This is a genomic window from Billgrantia desiderata (assembly GCF_900108215.1).
Taxonomy (GTDB): domain Bacteria; phylum Pseudomonadota; class Gammaproteobacteria; order Pseudomonadales; family Halomonadaceae; genus Halomonas; species Halomonas desiderata.
Genome location: NZ_FNVC01000011.1, coordinates 64,082 through 80,627, shown reverse-complemented (window position 1 = coordinate 80,627; position 16,546 = coordinate 64,082). Strand labels below are relative to the sequence as shown.

16 protein-coding genes are annotated in these 16,546 nt (G+C 65.2%); 4 read left to right on the top strand and 12 right to left on the bottom strand.

Annotated elements, in window-relative coordinates:
- Positions 1-84: 84 nt before the first annotated feature.
- Positions 85-888: an ABC transporter permease gene (locus tag C4S71_RS11760; protein WP_103969232.1), complete on the bottom strand. Its 804-nt coding sequence runs from the start codon at positions 886-888 to the stop codon at positions 85-87.
- Complete coding sequence (locus C4S71_RS11755) at positions 879-1,499, bottom strand: ABC transporter ATP-binding protein (protein ID WP_103969231.1); 621 nt, start codon at positions 1,497-1,499, stop codon at positions 879-881. The genes C4S71_RS11760 and C4S71_RS11755 overlap by 10 nt, the downstream gene beginning before the upstream one ends.
- Before the next feature lie 131 nt (positions 1,500-1,630).
- On the opposite strand from C4S71_RS11755, the gene arsB reads away from it, so the two are divergent.
- A complete protein-coding gene (arsB, locus tag C4S71_RS11750) occupies positions 1,631-2,701 on the top strand; it encodes an ACR3 family arsenite efflux transporter (protein WP_103969230.1) in 1,071 nt (356 codons plus the stop codon).
- Between the two features lie 52 nt (positions 2,702-2,753).
- Positions 2,754-3,956, top strand: coding sequence for an MFS transporter (locus tag C4S71_RS11745; RefSeq protein WP_103969229.1), 1,203 nt, complete (start codon positions 2,754-2,756; stop codon positions 3,954-3,956).
- Positions 3,957-3,963: 7 nt separating this feature from the next.
- On the opposite strand, the gene C4S71_RS11740 is transcribed toward C4S71_RS11745, so the two are convergent.
- From C4S71_RS11740 to C4S71_RS11710, 7 genes are all read right to left on the bottom strand, one after another.
- Positions 3,964-4,317 (bottom strand): metalloregulator ArsR/SmtB family transcription factor, encoded by a 354-nt coding sequence (locus C4S71_RS11740; RefSeq protein ID WP_103969228.1) that lies wholly within the window; start codon positions 4,315-4,317, stop codon positions 3,964-3,966.
- An 89-nt stretch (positions 4,318-4,406) separates the two neighbouring features.
- Positions 4,407-5,219: a phosphate ABC transporter ATP-binding protein PstB gene (gene pstB / locus C4S71_RS11735; protein WP_086508409.1), complete on the bottom strand. Its 813-nt coding sequence runs from the start codon at positions 5,217-5,219 to the stop codon at positions 4,407-4,409.
- 2 nt (positions 5,220-5,221) lie between these two features.
- The gene (gene pstA, locus C4S71_RS11730; protein WP_086508410.1) at positions 5,222-6,592 is read right to left on the bottom strand and encodes a phosphate ABC transporter permease PstA; all 1,371 of its coding nucleotides are present in this window, start codon (positions 6,590-6,592) and stop codon (positions 5,222-5,224) included.
- Positions 6,593-6,598: 6 nt separating this feature from the next.
- A complete protein-coding gene (pstC, locus tag C4S71_RS11725; RefSeq protein ID WP_086508411.1) occupies positions 6,599-7,969 on the bottom strand; it encodes a phosphate ABC transporter permease subunit PstC in 1,371 nt (456 codons plus the stop codon).
- A 72-nt stretch (positions 7,970-8,041) separates the two neighbouring features.
- Positions 8,042-9,058, bottom strand: coding sequence for a substrate-binding domain-containing protein (locus C4S71_RS11720; protein WP_086508412.1), 1,017 nt, complete (start codon positions 9,056-9,058; stop codon positions 8,042-8,044).
- 137 nt (positions 9,059-9,195) lie between these two features.
- A complete protein-coding gene (locus C4S71_RS11715; protein WP_103969227.1) occupies positions 9,196-9,930 on the bottom strand; it encodes a sulfite exporter TauE/SafE family protein in 735 nt (244 codons plus the stop codon).
- Positions 9,923-11,107: a multidrug effflux MFS transporter gene (locus tag C4S71_RS11710; RefSeq protein ID WP_103969226.1), complete on the bottom strand. Its 1,185-nt coding sequence runs from the start codon at positions 11,105-11,107 to the stop codon at positions 9,923-9,925. Before C4S71_RS11710 ends, C4S71_RS11715 begins: the two co-directional genes overlap by 8 nt.
- Positions 11,108-11,266: 159 nt before the next feature.
- Here C4S71_RS11710 and C4S71_RS11705 point away from each other — a divergent pair, with 159 nt between their 5' ends.
- Positions 11,267-12,940, top strand: a complete 1,674-nt coding sequence (locus C4S71_RS11705; RefSeq protein WP_235014348.1) for a methyl-accepting chemotaxis protein — start codon at positions 11,267-11,269, stop codon at positions 12,938-12,940.
- A gap of 32 nt (positions 12,941-12,972) precedes the next feature.
- Entirely contained in the window at positions 12,973-13,911 is a 939-nt protein-coding gene (gene tal, locus C4S71_RS11700) for a transaldolase (protein ID WP_103969225.1), read from the top strand.
- Positions 13,912-14,019: 108 nt separating this feature from the next.
- Here tal and C4S71_RS11695 read toward each other — a convergent pair whose 3' ends face one another.
- The 3 genes from C4S71_RS11695 to C4S71_RS11685 are packed head-to-tail and all read right to left on the bottom strand — an operon-like array spanning position 14,020 to position 16,542.
- Positions 14,020-14,532 carry an STAS domain-containing protein gene (locus tag C4S71_RS11695; RefSeq protein WP_086508416.1) on the bottom strand — a complete coding sequence of 171 codons (513 nt, stop codon included), beginning with the start codon at positions 14,530-14,532 and terminating at the stop codon, positions 14,020-14,022.
- The gene (locus C4S71_RS11690) at positions 14,519-15,724 is read right to left on the bottom strand and encodes a PP2C family protein-serine/threonine phosphatase (protein ID WP_086508417.1); all 1,206 of its coding nucleotides are present in this window, start codon (positions 15,722-15,724) and stop codon (positions 14,519-14,521) included. Before C4S71_RS11690 ends, C4S71_RS11695 begins: the two co-directional genes overlap by 14 nt.
- 11 nt (positions 15,725-15,735) lie before the next feature.
- Complete coding sequence (locus C4S71_RS11685; RefSeq protein WP_103969224.1) at positions 15,736-16,542, bottom strand: MlaA family lipoprotein; 807 nt, start codon at positions 16,540-16,542, stop codon at positions 15,736-15,738.
- Positions 16,543-16,546 lie beyond the last annotated feature (4 nt).

Below are 16,546 nucleotides of genomic sequence, written 5' to 3'. Positions count from 1 at the left end.
TCGGTTGATCGAGCGCCACCGACGACGCCCGCCTCCTCGACAGGGGCGGGCGTTTTCATGTGCAGGTGTTGAGCCGCCATTGGGCTAGGATCGTGGGCTCGAAAGCCGGTCCAGCCGCAGCCGCTCGCGGGAATCGAACAGCCGGCGGCTGCCCGCCGAGACCGCCGCCAGGGTGCCGAAGCCGGTGCCCAGCGTGATCGCGAACATGATCAGGATCTGGTACTTCACCGCCAGGCCCGGCGCGGTGCCGGCGAGAATCTGGCCGGTCATCATGCCCGGCAGGCTGACCACGCCCGCCGCGGCCATGGCGTTGATCATCGGCATCAAGCCACTGCGCATCGCCTCGCGACGAATGTCGCCGATCGCCTCCTGCCAAGGCTGGCCGAGCATCAGCCGGTTCTCGATCACGCCGCGCTGACGCCAGGCGGTATCGGTCAGCCGATCCAGCGCCAGGGCGACGCCGGTCATGGTATTGCCGAGCAGCATGCCCAGCAGCGGTATGGCGTACTGCGGCCGGTACCAGGGCTCGGGGCCGATGATCACGGTCAGCGTCAGCACGGCAACGGTGAACGAGGAGAGAAACATCGACAGCGTGCCGATGCCGAAGGCCCAGCCGCCCAGCAGCCGGCGCTTCTGGCGCGCCATCACCTCGCGTCCGGCGATCAGCAGCATCGCCAGCGCCATCAGCACCACCCACACCAGCCGCTCGGCGGCGAACAGCGCCTCCAGTACCAGGCCCACCAGTGCCAGCTGAATGACGGTGCGCAGTGCCGCAACCAGCAGGCTGCGGCTCATGCCCAGGCGCATGGCGGCGGTGCATGCGGCAAGTGCCACCACCATCAGTGCCGCCAGGGCCAGCTGCCACCAGGAGAGCTCGATCACATCCATGCCAGACTCTCCTGCGTCAGCCATCCCTGCTCGATACGCCAATGGCTGCTCCCCACGCGGGCGATCTGGTCGCGGTCGTGGGCCACCCACAGGGTGGGCCAGCCGCGGGAGCGGATACGCGCGACCAGCCAGGCTTCCACCCGCTCGCTGGTGGCGTCATCCAGATTGGCGGTCGGCTCGTCGAGCAGCAGCGCCCGCGGCTCGAGGCTCACCGCCCGCAGCAGCCCAAGGCGCTGCTTCTCGCCGGTGGAGAGTCGGCTCACCTGCCATTCCAGGGTATCGGGCGTGAAGCCCAGCGCCTCGAGCTCGCTCTCTGCGGGACGCTTGGCGAAGTGCTCCCCCACCCTCTCCTCCCACCAGTGACTCTCGGCCGGCACCAGCATCACCTGGCGGCGCCAGACATGCCCCGGCGTTTGCGACTGGGCCTGCTCACCCAGCCACACCTCGCCGGCGTGAGGTTCCAGATCGGCCACGGCGCGCAGCAACCGGCTCTTGCCCGAGCCGCTGGCGCCGGAGATGCAGCCGATCTCGCCGGGCGCTATCCCGAGATCGATATCGCTCAGCGCGCCGATGCCGACGCCAGCAAGCCGCAGAGGTTCGGTTGAGCCCAAATCGCTTCCCCATCATCGGTACTGGCCGAATCATAACAGCGCAGGCACCGGGTTCGACACGCCGGCTGGCGTTGCTCATATATGGAAAACCATATATCTTTCGCCAAGCCCATCTCGCGCAGGAGCGACACATGTCCGAGGACACCCTCCCCCAGGCGCCTTCCTCTGCCGAAGGCATGGGACGCTTCGAACGCTTTCTCTCCGTGTGGGTGGCATTGGCCATCGTCGCGGGCGTACTGCTTGGCCAGTTCGCCCCGGCCATACCCGAGACGTTGGCACGATTCGAGGTCGCCCAGGTATCGATTCCGGTGGCCATTCTGATCTGGGCCATGATCTTCCCGATGATGGCGCAGATCGATTTTGCCGCGGTACTCGGCGTTCGCCGCCAGCCCAAGGGACTCGTCATCACCACCACGGTGAATTGGCTGATCAAGCCCTTCACCATGTTCGCCATCGCCTGGTTCTTCCTGATGGTGCTGTTCCGGCCGTGGATCCCCGAGCCGCTGGCCCAGCAATACCTGGCCGGAGCGATCCTGCTCGGCGCCGCGCCCTGTACCGCCATGGTCTTCGTCTGGAGCACCCTGACCCGCGGCGACGCCGCCTACACCCTGGTACAGGTCTCGCTCAACGACCTGATCATGCTGTTCGCCTTCGCTCCCATCGTGGTGCTGCTGCTTGGCGTTTCCAACATCCAGGTACCATGGGATACCGTGGCGCTGTCGGTGTTTCTCTACATCGTCATCCCGCTCACGGCCGGCTACCTGACGCGCCGCACCCTGATCGCCCGGCGCGGCAACGCGTGGTACGACAATGTCTTCATGAAGCGGATCGGGCCGATCACTCCCATCGGCCTGATCGTCACCCTGGTGCTGCTGTTCGCCTTCCAGGGCGACGTGATTCTCGCCAACCCGCTGCACATCGTGCTGATCGCCATTCCGCTGATCGTGCAGACCTTCCTGATCTTCTACATCGCCTATGGCTGGGCCAAGGCCTGGAAGGTACCGCACAACGTGGCCGCCCCCGGGGCCATGATCGGCGCCAGCAACTTCTTCGAGCTGGCGGTGGCGGTGGCCATCGCGCTGTTCGGCCTGCAGTCCGGCGCGGCGCTGGCCACCGTGGTCGGCGTGCTGGTGGAGGTACCGCTGATGCTGGCCCTGGTGCGCATCGCCAACCGCACCCGCCATCGCTTCTCCCCGGCCTGAGACCGACGAATGGCGGCTTGCCTCGCCGAAGGGGCGCAATGAAGATGCAAGCATGAACGCCAACTCATTGCAGCGCCATGCGCTCACCGTCATCGTCTTCGCCCAGCTGTGCGGCACCTCGCTGTGGTTCTCCGTCAACGGCGTAGGACTCTCGCTGTCGCGGGATCTCGGCTTCTCCGAGGTCGACCTGGGCCGGCTGACGCTCGCCGTACAGGCGGGCTTCATCTGCGGCACCCTGTTCATCGCCACCACCGGGCTTGCCGACCGCTTTCGCGCCAGCCGCATCTTCGCCGCCTCCTGCCTGGCCGGCGCGCTGGTCAATGGCGCCTTCGTACTGGCGGCTACCCAGTTTCCGCTGGCGGTGCTGCTGCGCTTCGTCACCGGGCTGTGCCTGGCCGGCATCTACCCGCTGGGCATGAAGCTGGTGATCGGCTGGACGCCCAAGCACACCGGAGCGGCACTCTCCTGGCTGGTGGGCATGCTGACTCTCGGTACCGCCATGCCGCATCTGCTGCGCGGTGGAACCCTGGGCATGCCGTGGGAGTGGCCGCTGCTGGGCGCCTCGCTGCTGGCCCTGCTGGGCGGCGCCATGGTGCTGCGGCTCGGCGACGGCCCGCACCTGCCGCCTTCCGCAGGCAAGGCGCGGCTTTCCGAAGGCCTCGCCGCCTTGGGCGCAAAACGCTTTCGCGCCGTGGCTGGCGGTTACTTCGGTCACTGCTGGGAACTCTACGCCTTCTGGATGCTGACGCCCTTCCTGGTCATGCGCGAAGTCGAACGGCTCATGGCTTCCACCGATCTAGTGGCGTGGCTTTCCTTCGGCATCATTGCACTGGGGCTGGCGGGCTGCGTGGGGGGCGGTGCGCTGAGCCGGCGGCTGGGCAGCCTGTGGGTGGCGCGCTGGGCACTGACGGCCTCCGGCGTGCTCTGTCTGATCTACCCGCTGCTGGCCTGGGCTCCGCCGGGCCTGCTGTTGGCACTGCTGTTCCTGTGGGGACTCACGGTGATCGCCGACTCGCCGCAGTTCTCCGCCCTGGCCGCCGCGACGGCTCCCCGCGAGCGGGTCGGCTCCACCCTGGCGGTGATGAACGCCATCGGCTTCGCGCTCACCATTCCCGCCATCTCGCTGACCACCACGTTGTGGTCGCTGCAGGAGCTCTGGGTGCTGTGGTGGCTGCTGCCGGGACCGATCCTCGGCCTGTGGGCGCTGCGTGGCGTGAGCGGTTCGGCAGAGCCCGCGCCGGCACGGCAGGCATGAAGCCGAATCAGCAGAGAGCGGCTCTCCGCTCGGGCCGATTGCCCATGCCCTGCAGGCGCTGCTGGAACTCGACCAGGCGGCTTTGCAGACCTGTCTCTGCCGCCGCCAGCACCTCGCTCACCCAGCCCGGCAGCGCATCGGAGATGCGGTAGTAGACCCACTGCCCCTCGCGGCGGTCGCTGAGCAACCCGCAGGCGCGCAGCTGCGCCAGGTGCCGCGAGACCTTGGGCTGCGACTCTTGCAGGGCGTGAGTCATCTCGCAGACGCACAGCTCCCCTTCCTCACGAATCAGCAGAGTCAGCGTCAGGCGGGTCTCGTCGGCAAGGCATTTGAAGAGGCGAACGGGATCGAGCTCGGGCACGAGACGTCTCCAACGGCGCGATTAGGAGCCCCCATTCTAGCGAAGTGGCGTCCCGGGCGTCAGCGCTCGCCTCGAGCCTGCACCCCAGCCTAGCCGAAGCGACCGGTAATGTAGTCGTGGGTGCGCTGTTCGCGCGGGTTGGTGAAGATGTCGTCGGTATCGCCCACTTCGACCAGGTCGCCGAGGTGGAAGAAGGCCGTCTTGTGCGCCACCCGCGCCGCCTGCTGCATGTTGTGGGTCACCATGACGATGGTGTAGCTCTCGCTCAGCTCGTCGATGAGCTGCTCGATCTTGCCAGTGGCGATGGGATCGAGGGCCGAGCAGGGCTCGTCCATCAGGATCACCTCGGGGCTCACCGCAATGGTGCGCGCAATGCACAGGCGCTGCTGCTGACCGCCGGAGAGGCTGGTACCGGGCTCGTTGAGGCGATCCTTCACCTCGTCCCACAGCCCGGCACGCCGCAGGCTGCTCTCGACGATGTCGTCGAGTTCGGCACGCCGCCGGGCCAGACCGTGCAGGCGCGGGCCGTAGGCGATGTTCTCGTAGATCGACTTGGGGAAGGGATTGGGCTTCTGGAACACGATGCCGACCTGGGCACGCAGCAGCACCACGTCGAGCGAGGGGTCGTAGATGTCGTTGCCGTCGAGAGTCACCTGGCCCTCGACGCGACTCCCCGCAATGGTGTCGTTCATGCGGTTCAGGCAGCGCAGGAAGGTCGACTTGCCGCAGCCCGACGGACCGATGAAAGCGATCACCTCATGCTCCATGATATCGAGATCGATGCCGTGCAGCGCCTCGTTCTCGCCGTAGAAGACCTTGACGCCGCGGGCGCTCATCTTGACGCTCGCCGCTTGCGCCGCGCGCTTGTTCATGGCCGTTGGCACGGTGACGGATACAGTCATGGTTACCACCTCGTCTCGAATTTCTTGCGCAGCCAGATGGCCGTCGCATTGAGGCTCAGCATCAGCCCCAGCAGCACGATGATGGCCGCCGAGGTGCGTGCCTCGAAGAAGTTGCGTAGTTCGTTGCCTTGCCACAGGTAGATCTGCACCGGCAGCGCCGTGGCCTGGTCCATGGGCGAGCTGGGCACGTTGGCGACGAAGGCGTTCATGCCGATCAGCAGCAGCGGTGCCGTCTCCCCCAGCGCCTGGGCCACCCCCAGGATCGAGCCGGTCAGGATGCCGGGCAGCGCCAGCGGCAGCACGTGATGGAACACCGTCTGCACCCGCGACGCACCGATGCCCAGCGCCGCCTGGCGAATCGATGGCGGAATCGCGCGCAGCGCCGAACGCGTGGCGATGATGATGGTGGGCAGCGTCATCAGAGTGAGCACCAGGCCGCCCACCAGCGGCGCGGAAAGCGGCAGGCGCAGATAGCCGATGAAGATCGCCGCTCCCAGCAAGCCGAAGATGATCGAAGGCACCGCCGCCAGGTTGTTGATGTTGATCTCGATGAGATCGGTCAGGCGGTTCCGGGGCGCGAACTCTTCCAGGTAGATGGCGCTGGCCACCCCCAGCGGCACCGACAGCAGGATGACGATCAGCATCATGAACAGCGAGCCCATGAAGGCACCGGCCAGACCCGCCGAGGCCGGCGAGCTGCGCGAATCCGTATTGAGGAACAGTGAGGTGCTGAAGGCGTTGCGAATCACTCCCTGAGCCTCGAGATGATCCGCCCATTCTCGGGTCTGGGCACTCAGCTGCTGGCGGTGGTCCGGAAGGTTGCGGTCGATGTTGCCCTTCAGCCAGACGTCCACGTTGGCACTGGCCAGCATCTTGACGGTGATGGTCTGTCCGATCAGCTCGGGATTCTCGATGACACGGTCGCGCAGGGCGAAGCGCTCACCGCTGGCCACCAGCGCGCGCAGGTCGCGGGCCTGGCGCGACTCGATCTCCCCCGGCAGATGTGCCTTAAGCGCCTCGTCGATCAGGGCGTTCCAGTTGACCAGGCCAAGCTGATTCAGCCAGGCGAGTTCGCGCTCCCGAAACTGGGCCGGGCTCTCCCCTGCCTGGCGCACCGGTCGCTCGTCCACCTGGATGATCTCGGGGTCGAGGTAGACGTCGAGATAGAGGGTGGCCTGCCAGAAGGCCGGCAGCCCGCGGGCCAGGATGCTGGTGAACAGGATCGCCACCAGCACCAGACCGGTGACGACGGCGGCCAAGCCCATGAACCTGAAGCGACGCTCGCGGGCATGGCGGGCGTTCAGCGAGCGCTGGATGGTATCGAGGCGCTCACGGCGTCTGGTATCGGCAATGTCGAAATTGGTAGCGGTCACGGGGCGTCACTCATATTGCTGACGGTATTTGCGCACCACCACCAGGGCGATCACATTGAGTCCCAGGGTGATGACGAACAGCGTAAGGCCGAGCGCGAACGCCACCAGCGACTGCGGGCTGGAGAAGTCCATGTCGCCGGTCAACTGGTTGACGATGGTCACGGTGATGGTGGAGATCGCCTCGAAGGGATTGGCATGCAGCACCGGATTGTTGCCGGCCGCCAGCACCACGATCATGGTCTCGCCGATGGCCCGACTGGCAGCCAGCAGGAAGGCACCGACGATGCCCGGCAGAGCGGCGGGCAGCACGACCTGGCGGATCATCTCCGACTTGGTGGCGCCGAGCCCCAGGGCGCCATCGCGCAGCGACTTCGGCACCTGGGTGATGATGTCGTCGGAGAGCGAAGAGACGAAGGGGATGATCATGATTCCCATCACCAGCCCCGCCGTCAGCGCGCTGGTGGCACGTATGCCAATTCCCAGCATGTCGCCCAGCCCGGACAGGAAGGGGCCGATCACGATCAGGGCGAAGAAGCCGTACACGATGGTCGGGATGCCTGCCAGCACCTCGATGATCGGCTTGGCCACGTTGCGCAGCCACGGCGGCGCATACTCGGCCATGTAGATGGCCGTCATCAACCCCAGCGGAATCGCCACCAGCAGCGCGATGGCGCTGACCATGAGCGTGCCCCACAGCAGCGGTAACAGCCCGAACTCGCCCTGCTGACCGGTACCGGAGGTGCTGAAGCGCGGGTTCCAGACGGTGCCGAAGAAGAACTCCGCGGGGCTGATGTAGCGGAAGAAATGGAGCGCCTCGCCCACCAGCGACAGCACGATCCCCACCGTGGTCAGAATGGCGACGCCGGAACTCAACGCCAGCAGCGCCGTGATCAACCGCTCGACATGGTTGCGCGCACGCAGCTGCGGCGCAATGCGCCGTTGCGCCGCGACCAGGCCGACGACGGCCAGTACGGCCATGGCCGCGATCATGGCCAGCCGCCCCATGCTCTCGAGGCGAGCCATCTGCTGGGCGGCGGCCACTTCGAAGGCCTGCACCTCTCCGCTCACGCCCTGCCCCGAGGCCAGCGCCCCGATGCGGCGCATCAGCACCTGGGTCTCGCGCTCACTCAACCCGGCCAGCTCGGCCGGCAGTTGCTGGATGACCAGCACTTCGACGATGGCGTCCTGCAGCAGCAGCCAGACGCCAAAAAGCAGCAGTGCCGGCAGCCCACACCAGAGGGCGACCAGCACACCGTAATATCCGGGGCGAGAGTGCAGGCGCACCCCACCGCTTGCCACCGCCCTGCTGCGAGACAGCCCGACCTGATAGGCCATGGCCATCACGATCAACACGGTAGCGATCAAGACAAGATTCATCGTCTCTCCAGCTTGCGCTCTTGCGTCCGAGTCGGGGAGCGGCGGCTGCCGCTCCCCGTTACGGCTCCCGTGTTACTCGGCGGAAACCACGGTGCGCGCCTGGAACTGCTCCAGCGCCTGGGCACGTTCGTCGTCGTCCATCGGAATCAGACCGGCATCCTCCAGCGGGCTGCCGAAGCCGGAGATGGCATCGCTGAGGAAGAACTCGGTGTACTCGGCCAGGCCGGGAATCACGTCGAGGTGCTCCCCCTTGACGTAGAAGAACAGCGGACGCGATACCGGATACTCGCCGGAGCCGATGGTCTCCAGGCTCGGCGTCACGCCGTCGACGGTGGCCACCTGCAGACGGTCACGGTTCTGGTCATAGAAGCTCAGACCGAAGACGCCCACCGCATCGGCCTGGGCATCCAGTCGCGCCAGGGTCTCGGTGTAGTCGCCGGCGATCTCGATGATGCGACCGTCGCCGCGCAGGTTGTTGCAGGCATCGCCCTCGATCTCGGCGTAACTGTCGCAGCCGGCGTGCAGCACCTTCTCCTCGAAGACCTCACGCGTGCCGTGGTTGGAGGCCGGGATGACCAGCACGATCTCCTGGTCGGGCAGATCGGCGTCGATCTCGGACCAGCGGGTATAGGGGTTGGCGACCAGCTGGCCGTCCTGGGGGATCTGGGCGGCGGCAGCGGCGAAGACGTGCTGCGGGGTCAGAGCGAACTCACCGCGGTCGGCGCGCGAGGCGAAGACGATGCCGTCATAGCCGAACATGACCTCGAGCACCTCGTTGACGCCGTTGGCAGCGCAGTTCTCGAGCTCGCCGGAACGAATGGCGCGTGAGGAATTGGCGATGTCGATGGTGTTCTCGCCGACGCCCTGACAGAACTGGCGCAGGCCGCCACCGGAGCCACCGGAACCCACCACCGGGGTGTTGAACTGCGGGAAGGAAGCACCGAACTCCTCGGCAACGATGCTGGCAAACGGCAGCACGGTGGAGGAACCGGCGATCTGGATGGTGTCGCGGGCCTGGGCGGCGGTCGACAGACCGACGGCGAGGGAAGCGGCGATCGCCATGCTCAGCGTGCTCTTCTTGAAGCTCATCTTCACGATCCTCTCTGCGTTTTGATCCGACAGACCCCACGGCCTGGCAGTGTCGTCTTGGCCCGAGGGCCATTCGCAGAAGTGATTCTGGAGACGATTGATTGCAGAAAGATGACACGTGAACGGATCGTAACGAATTACAGCAGAAGGCCCAGTGCCGCCAGCGTACACAAGGCGAGTGAAGCGCCCTGCAGGCGGCGCCGGTCTAGCTTGTGGGCGATACGATCGGCCAGGGCGTTGCCGGCCAGTACCGCCGGCAGGAAGGTGAGCGCCAGCCCCAGGTGCCACAGGCGTACCTGACCGGCCAACACCAGGGTCACCAGCGTCAGGCTGGCGGTGATGATGAAGAACGCCGACAGATTGCCGCGCAGCCGATCCGGCGACAGGCCGTGCATCAGCAGCACCATGGGCGGCCCACCGATGGCGGCCACGGTGCCGAAGATGCCCGAGACCACGCCGGCGCCGAACAGGCTTGCGCGGTTGACCGGCAGGCGCAGGCGAAACAGCGTCACCGCCACGGCGAACAGCACGCTGAAGGCGATCAGCTTTTCCAGCAGCACCATCGGGGCGGCAAGCAGCAGCCACAGGCCCAGGGCATTGCCGGGAAGACGCCCAATCAACGCCATGCCGATCTCGCCGATCCGCACCTCGTGACGGTAGTGACGCACCGTCATCAACGACACGGTGAAACCGAACAGCACCAGGATCACCGGCACCAGGCGCGGCTCGAGCATCAGCAGCAAGGGTGCACCGACCACCGCCAGACCGAAGCCGGTGGCGCGCTGCACGAAGGCGCCCAGGGCCAATACCAGGGCACAGCCGAGCCAGGTGATCGGCGCCATGTCGAGCCACAGAAGGAAGGCGTCAGGCATGCACGGGGCGCCCGGCCAGCCGCGACAGCATGACGTTGCCGAACAGCGAGGCCACCAGCATGGTCAGTACCATGGGCCACAGGCTCTCGATCTCGAAGGCGCCTACCATCACCCCCGCCAGCGCCGCGGAGCTGAACTTGGCCGCCCCCATCAGCGCCGTGGCCGTGGCGCTCATGTGGCCGAAGTGATCCAGCAGCAGCGCCATGGCATTGGGCGAGATCAGCCCGATCATGCCTGAATAGAGCATCACCAGGGCCACTACCATCGGCAGCGAGGCCATCCCGGTCAGTACGGTCGTCACCAGGCTACCCGCCGCCACCAGTTGGATGGCGAGTCCCAGGTAGAGATTCTGCAGCGGCGTACGCGACTTCAACAGGTGGATGTTGAGCCGATTGGAAAGCGCGATGAAGATCACGTTGGCCCCCAGCACGAAGGGATAGACGGCCGGCGACAGGCCGAAGTGCTCCATGTAGACGAAGGGCGACGCGGTGACGAAGGCGAACAGGCCGCCAAACGAGGCCGACACCGCGAAGATGTAGCCCAACCCCTCTCGATGGCGCACCACGCTGACGTAGTTGCGCAATACCTGAGGAAAGGATGCCACAGGCTGATTCGGATCGCGCGTCTCGGGCAGTTGGGTGGACATCAGCCACAGCAGAAACGCCGCGTAGCCCGCCAGGAAGACGAAGATCACGCGCCAGCCGGACAAATATAACAAGGCACTACCGAACAGCGGCGCCACCAACGGCGCCAGCATCATGATCATCGCCATGGTGGAGATGACGCTCGCCGCCTGCTTGCCGCTGAAACAGTCGCGCACGATGGCTGCCGAATTGACCACGCAGGCCCCACCGCCCAGAGCCTGCACGAAACGCCATGCCAGCAGCTCCGTCAGGGTGCCGACCGTGGCCAGCATCAGGCTGGCCAGCAGGAACACCACCAGCCCCGACAGCAGCACCGGCTTGCGCCCCAGGCGGTCTGACACCGGGCCGAACAGCAGCTGGCCGATGGCGAAGCCGGCCATGAACACGCTGATCGAGAGCTCGGTATGGTGAATGCTGGCCCCGATGCTGGCCGCCAGCACGCCCATGGCCGGCAAATAGGCATCGATGGCAAAGGGAGCCAGCGCGGTATTGATAGCAACCAGCAGAGAGACTCTTCCAGGCGTCAGGGTCAAGGCAACTCCCTATGCTCGAATGGCAGAAAGATAGGTCGCTAATGATACTAGCATGCTTGGGGAAGATCGCCTCGAAGCGAAGCCGCCTTTGTCATGAAATGTAATATTAGCGCTTTACCCTTTCCCTGAATTCGATCAGACGTCTTCAGGGAGCACCATGTGACGCGCCTTCAGAACCTCTCCATCCGTCAAACCAGCCTTGCCATGCTGAGCCTGGTAACCCTGCTGCTGCTGGCTTTCGCTTCGCTGACCTGGAAAGTGATGCAGCAGAGCCGGCTCGACCTTGCCGCGCTCGAACGGATCAACGTAGAGCAGGCTTCGACGCTCAACCGCATGCATATCGCCAGCCTCGAGGGGCTCAATCGCATGGACCGCGCCCTGGAGCGACAGCTGCGCCCCTCCTTGGGTGACCCGTTGGCGGCTCTGCAAGCGATAGAAGCCGAACTCGAAGAAATGACGACTAGCCTTACTTCCTTCCTCGAAGCTACACGCTCTACGCCGCATGGCGCCTTGCGCGATACCCTCGACGCTGACGCCACGAGGCTGATCGAAACGATGCAGCAACAGCTCATGGCCATACGAGCAGGCGATCGCAGCGCCTACCGGCAGTTGACCCTGGAAGCCGTGGATAACAGCCAAGCCCTGACCGAGAGCGCGCGGCACTTCTATGCCTTGGCCGACCAACAGGGTGTGGCGCTGCTGCACCATGCGGAAGGTCAGGCCCAGCTGTTCACCTGGCTGCTGACCTCCGGTCTCGCTCTGACCCTCGTCGTCCTGGTTCTCATGGCCTGGCTGGGTCAGCGCTGCGTTCTTACCCCGCTGCAGAACGTCGTAGTCCATTTCCGCACCATCGCCAAGGGCAACCTGACCGAGCCTGTCGTGGCCAGCGGCTTCAAGGAGATCAGACAGCTCTTCCACGAACTTTCGGGCATGCAGCAATCGCTGGTAGAGACGGTTAGCCATCTGCACGACACCAGCCATCACGTCTTCGACAGCGCCGAGCGATTGGCGCAGAGCAACCAGTCGCTTGCCGTACGCACTCGCCAGCAGGGCGCAGCCCTCGAAAAGACCGCCTCGCACCTGCGTGAGCTGACCGACAACGTGGCGGACAATGCCGAAAGCGCCAACCAGGTCAGAACACTGACCAATACGGCTCTCGACAAGGCGCAGCAGGGAGAAGTCGTGATGCAGCGCTTCATCAGGACGATGGAAGAGATCCACGAGCACGCGACCCAGGTCAACTCAATCGTAGACCTGATCGACTCGATCGCTTTCCAGACCAACATCCTGGCGCTCAATGCATCGGTGGAGGCCGCCCGGGCCGGCGACCAGGGCCGTGGCTTCGGCGTCGTTGCCGGCGAGGTGCGCTCGCTGGCCTCTCGCAGTGCCGAGGCCGCCCACCGCATTCGCGACCTTCTCGGCGCCTCCCGCAACAGCACTCGGCGTGGTAACGAACTCTCGAGCCACGCCAATCAGGGCATGACGGAGATCGTGCAGGCAATCGACGAAGTCAACCGACTGATGGAGGACATCGAACGCGCGTCACATCAGCAGCATGACGGCATCGCGCAGCTCAACCAGGCCATGGACGACATGACCAGGGTAACCCTGGACAACCAGCAGTTGGTGATTCTCTCTACCCAAAGTGCCCACGCACTGCGCGAGAAGGCCGAGCACATGCAGGCCCACGCCGGCCGCTTCCGCATCACTGCAGCCCAGGAAAGTCTTCCAGAGTCCGAGCCTGTCCTTCATGCCGATGTCTGGCAGCCTCGCGTCATCAATGCTCCACCCCACCTGCGGGGTACAGAAAGCAGCGCCGCCTTGTTAAAGTGACATGACACCATCACGCCGACGAAGGGAGTCCCATGGCCGAGGATCTGCTTACCCAACTCAAGACGATGAGTACCGTCGTGGCCGACACCGGCGACATCGATGCCATTCGTCGTTTTGCCCCCACCGATGCGACCACCAATCCCACCTTGATTCTGCAGGCAGCCCAGCATGAGGGCCGACGCGAGCGGCTGGCAGAGATCGCCCGGCAGGCCACCGACATCGACGATGCGCTGGACGCCGTGGCGGTGGAGATCGGCAGCGAGATCAGCGGTCTCGTGCCCGGCTACGTCTCCACCGAGGTCAGCGCCCGGCTCTCCTTCGATACCGAGGCGACCCTGGCCCGCGCCCGCTCACTGATCGAACGTTACGAGCGCCACGGCATCGGGGCCGAGCGCATCCTGATCAAGATCGCCTCGACCTGGGAGGGCATTCGCGCCGCCCGCCAGCTCGAGCGCGAGGGTATCCACTGCAACTTGACCCTGCTGTTCAGCTTCGCCCAGGCCCAGGCCTGCGCCGATGCCGGGGTGACCCTGGTCTCGCCTTTCGTCGGCCGCATCCTCGACTGGAATCGCGAGAAATGGCCGGATGCCGACTTCAGCGGCGACAACGACCCCGGCGTGAAGTCGGTCAAGCGCATCTACGAGCACTACAAGGGGCACGGCTACAAGACCATCGTGATGGGCGCCAGCTTCCGCAACACCGGTGAGATCCTGGCCCTGGCCGGCTGCGACCGCCTGACCATCTCGCCTGCCCTGCTCAGCGAGCTGGCAGAGCGCCAAGACCGGCTCGAGCGCCGCCTGTCGCCGGTCGACGCCGAGACGTCGCCGCCCGAGCCTCAGGACGAAGCCGAGTTCCGCTGGGCGATGAACGAAGACGCCATGGCCACGGAGAAGCTGGCCGAGGGGATCCGCAAGTTCGCCGACGATCAGCGCAAGCTGGAGAAACTGCTGGGCGAGCTGCGTCAAGGCTGAGCAGCGGCTTGACGACGATGGGTGCGGTTGGCATGGCAGCGACGCCATGCCGGCCGCAGGCGGGTCTATCCTGGGGGCTTGGTCCTGTCTGGGCAGCCCCTGGGAAGCTCAATCCTTGTGGGAGTGTGAGGTCTCCTGCGCCTCGAGCATTTCCACCAGCGGTTGAAACTCTTCCCGGTTGTGCTCGTTCATGCGCATCAGGATGCGGTGCGCTTCCAGGATGCGCTTGCGCATCTCTTCCATGTCGGCGGGAATTTCAGGTAGCTCGCACAGCTCACAGGTTTCAGTCAGCGGCGCTTTCACCATGGCGAAGAACTGAGCGAAGCCCATCACTTCGAGCATGCGCTGCACATCGGGGTTATCCACCACGATGGTGGGCTTGTAGAGGATGTGGTCCTTGACCGCCATGGCGACCTTGGCCAGGAAGCCCAGAGCGGTGGAGTCCACGTTGGTGGCCTCGCGCAGGTCGATTATCAGCGACTGCAGCCCCGGCGTTCGGGCCAGCTGCTGAGCCTGACTGTCGAGGGTCGCGCAGAGCGTCAAGCGTACGTCACCGCACAGCTTGAGCACGAAGACACCAGAGTCGAACGCCGCCTTGACGCGGCCTTCATTCGTGATCATTGCCAAATCCGCTCAACATCATGATCGTCAGGTCATCGGGCAGTTCCTGTCCGCCGCCATCCCCTTCGGCATCGATGTCGCGGGGAGTGTCCAGCATCAGGCTGTCGCGAAGCCGCTCCAACGTCGCACAGTTCAAAACACGTTGCTCGAGTTCCCTGAGCCGCGTGTCGAGCGTTTCGCCCGGCAGGCACTCCAGTATTCCATCCGAACACAACCATAACCGGAAGTTCGACGGTAGCGTATACGTCAAACGTGGATACTCCACGTCCGGAAACAGACCCACCGGCATACCCTCACCGGGCAGCTCGCTCACCGTCCCGTCGGCTACCAACAGCGGCTTCGGCAGTTGGGCGCCAAGCGAATAGTGAAGCTCGCGGGTCTGCCGGTCAATGACACCAACGAACAGGGTGGCGTGCTTGCCGATCCCGGTGTCCAACAATTCCCGGTTGAGCGACGCCAGCCAACGCGCCGGCATCTCTGCCGGCTGGCCCGCCTCCCAGGCCGCCAACCAGCGGTTGAACAGATACTTGAGCAGCACGGTGACGAACGCGGAAGAGGCGCCGTGACCGGACACGTCGGCAAAATAGAAAAGAATGTGACGATCGTCCAGACGCTGGAAATCGAGGAAATCTCCCGACAGGTAGAGCGAGGGAATCAGCCAGTAATCGCAGGTCACCCCTTCGATGGTCTGCGGGTGAGGCGGCAGCAGCTTGCGCTGAATCTGCCCACCGGCCTGCTGGTCGAGTCGCAGCAGCGCCAGGTGCGTCTCCAGGCTCTCGTTCAACTCTTCCAGGTGCGCGTTGAGCTGGGCGAGTCGCTCGCGGTCGTGCTTGCGCTGATCTTCCAACCGCCGTAGCTCGATGGCCTTGCGGATCATGCGTCGCAACAGCTGCCCATGACGCATCGGCTCGACCACGTAATCCACCAGGCCCACGTCGACGGCGGTCAGCAGATCGGCATCGAGCCGCGAGTCGCTCACCACCACGGTGGGCAAGCGCTCGGTCAGGCTCGACCAGGCCAGACTGGGAATCGCCTGAGCATGGGCCACCACCAAGACCGTCTCCTTGGGCAGATCCTCGAGGCGCTCGGCGGCGAACACCGCCAGGCCGTCCCGGGCGATGGTCTCCGCCAGGGCGTCCCGGTAGGCACCGGGCTCGTCGAGAACGCCAATCAACGGCTTGGGTAGATCCATCGGCTCAGACCTCAATCGGCGATATCGGCATCGTCGCTCTCGGGTTCTTCGAAGGCATCGTCGAAGTCGGCGTCATCGAAATCGAAGTCGAACTCATCGCTGGCGAACGGGTCGTCGCCCAGCTCGCCGTCGCTGACTTCGAAGCGTCTACGCTGCAGGTAAGCATCGCGTATGAAGACATAGCGGTCCCCCCGGATCAACTCCTCCTGATCGAGGAAGCCTGCGCGCACGTCGACGACACGCAGCGCGGTCAGGCCATAGCGCACCTTGTCGTCTTCCACGTAGTAGAGCGGATAGGTCACCGTATCCAGCGGCAGGCCGGCGGTGTCCCTTACCGTGCTGGGGCCCAGGAACGGCAACACCAGGTAAGGCCCCTCCGATACCCCCCAGACGCCCAGGGTCTGGCCGAAATCCTCGTCCTGTACGGTGATGCCCATATGGGTGGCGAAGTCCCACAGACCGGCAATACCCACCGTGGAGTTGATCACGAAGCGCGAGGTCGCGAGACCGGCGTTGGCCGGCTTGCCCTGCAGCAGGCTGTTGAGCGCGGTGCGGATCTCGCCGAGGTTGGAGAAGAAGTTGCCGACCCCGGTCTGCACCGGCTGTGGCGTGACGGTGCGGTAGCCGCGCGCTACCGGCCGCAGTACGGCCCGGTCGACCGCCTCGTTGAAGGCGAACACCCGGCGATTGAAACCCTCCCAGGGGTCGTCGGGATGGCGATCCTCCACCGCCACCCGTCCGGCACAGCCCGCCAGCATGGCCAACAGCGACATGGCGACCAGGGCCCGTGTGAAAAAGCCGGTCTGCTTCACGACCATCGGC

Coding starts and splice junctions, on each gene's coding strand:
- C4S71_RS11720 (WP_086508412.1), bottom strand. CDS start 9,058: ATGAGCTTCAAGAAGAGCACGCTGAGCATGGCGATCGCCGCTTCCCTC.
- pstB (WP_086508409.1), bottom strand. CDS start 5,219: ATGACTGTATCCGTCACCGTGCCAACGGCCATGAACAAGCGCGCGGCG.
- C4S71_RS11715 (WP_103969227.1), bottom strand. CDS start 9,930: ATGCCTGACGCCTTCCTTCTGTGGCTCGACATGGCGCCGATCACCTGG.
- C4S71_RS11690 (WP_086508417.1), bottom strand. CDS start 15,724: ATGGATCTACCCAAGCCGTTGATTGGCGTTCTCGACGAGCCCGGTGCC.
- C4S71_RS11745 (WP_103969229.1), top strand. CDS start 2,754: ATGAACGCCAACTCATTGCAGCGCCATGCGCTCACCGTCATCGTCTTC.
- C4S71_RS11760 (WP_103969232.1), bottom strand. CDS start 888: ATGGATGTGATCGAGCTCTCCTGGTGGCAGCTGGCCCTGGCGGCACTG.
- tal (WP_103969225.1), top strand. CDS start 12,973: ATGGCCGAGGATCTGCTTACCCAACTCAAGACGATGAGTACCGTCGTG.
- pstC (WP_086508411.1), bottom strand. CDS start 7,969: ATGAATCTTGTCTTGATCGCTACCGTGTTGATCGTGATGGCCATGGCC.
- arsB (WP_103969230.1), top strand. CDS start 1,631: ATGTCCGAGGACACCCTCCCCCAGGCGCCTTCCTCTGCCGAAGGCATG.
- C4S71_RS11695 (WP_086508416.1), bottom strand. CDS start 14,532: ATGATCACGAATGAAGGCCGCGTCAAGGCGGCGTTCGACTCTGGTGTC.
- C4S71_RS11685 (WP_103969224.1), bottom strand. CDS start 16,542: ATGGTCGTGAAGCAGACCGGCTTTTTCACACGGGCCCTGGTCGCCATG.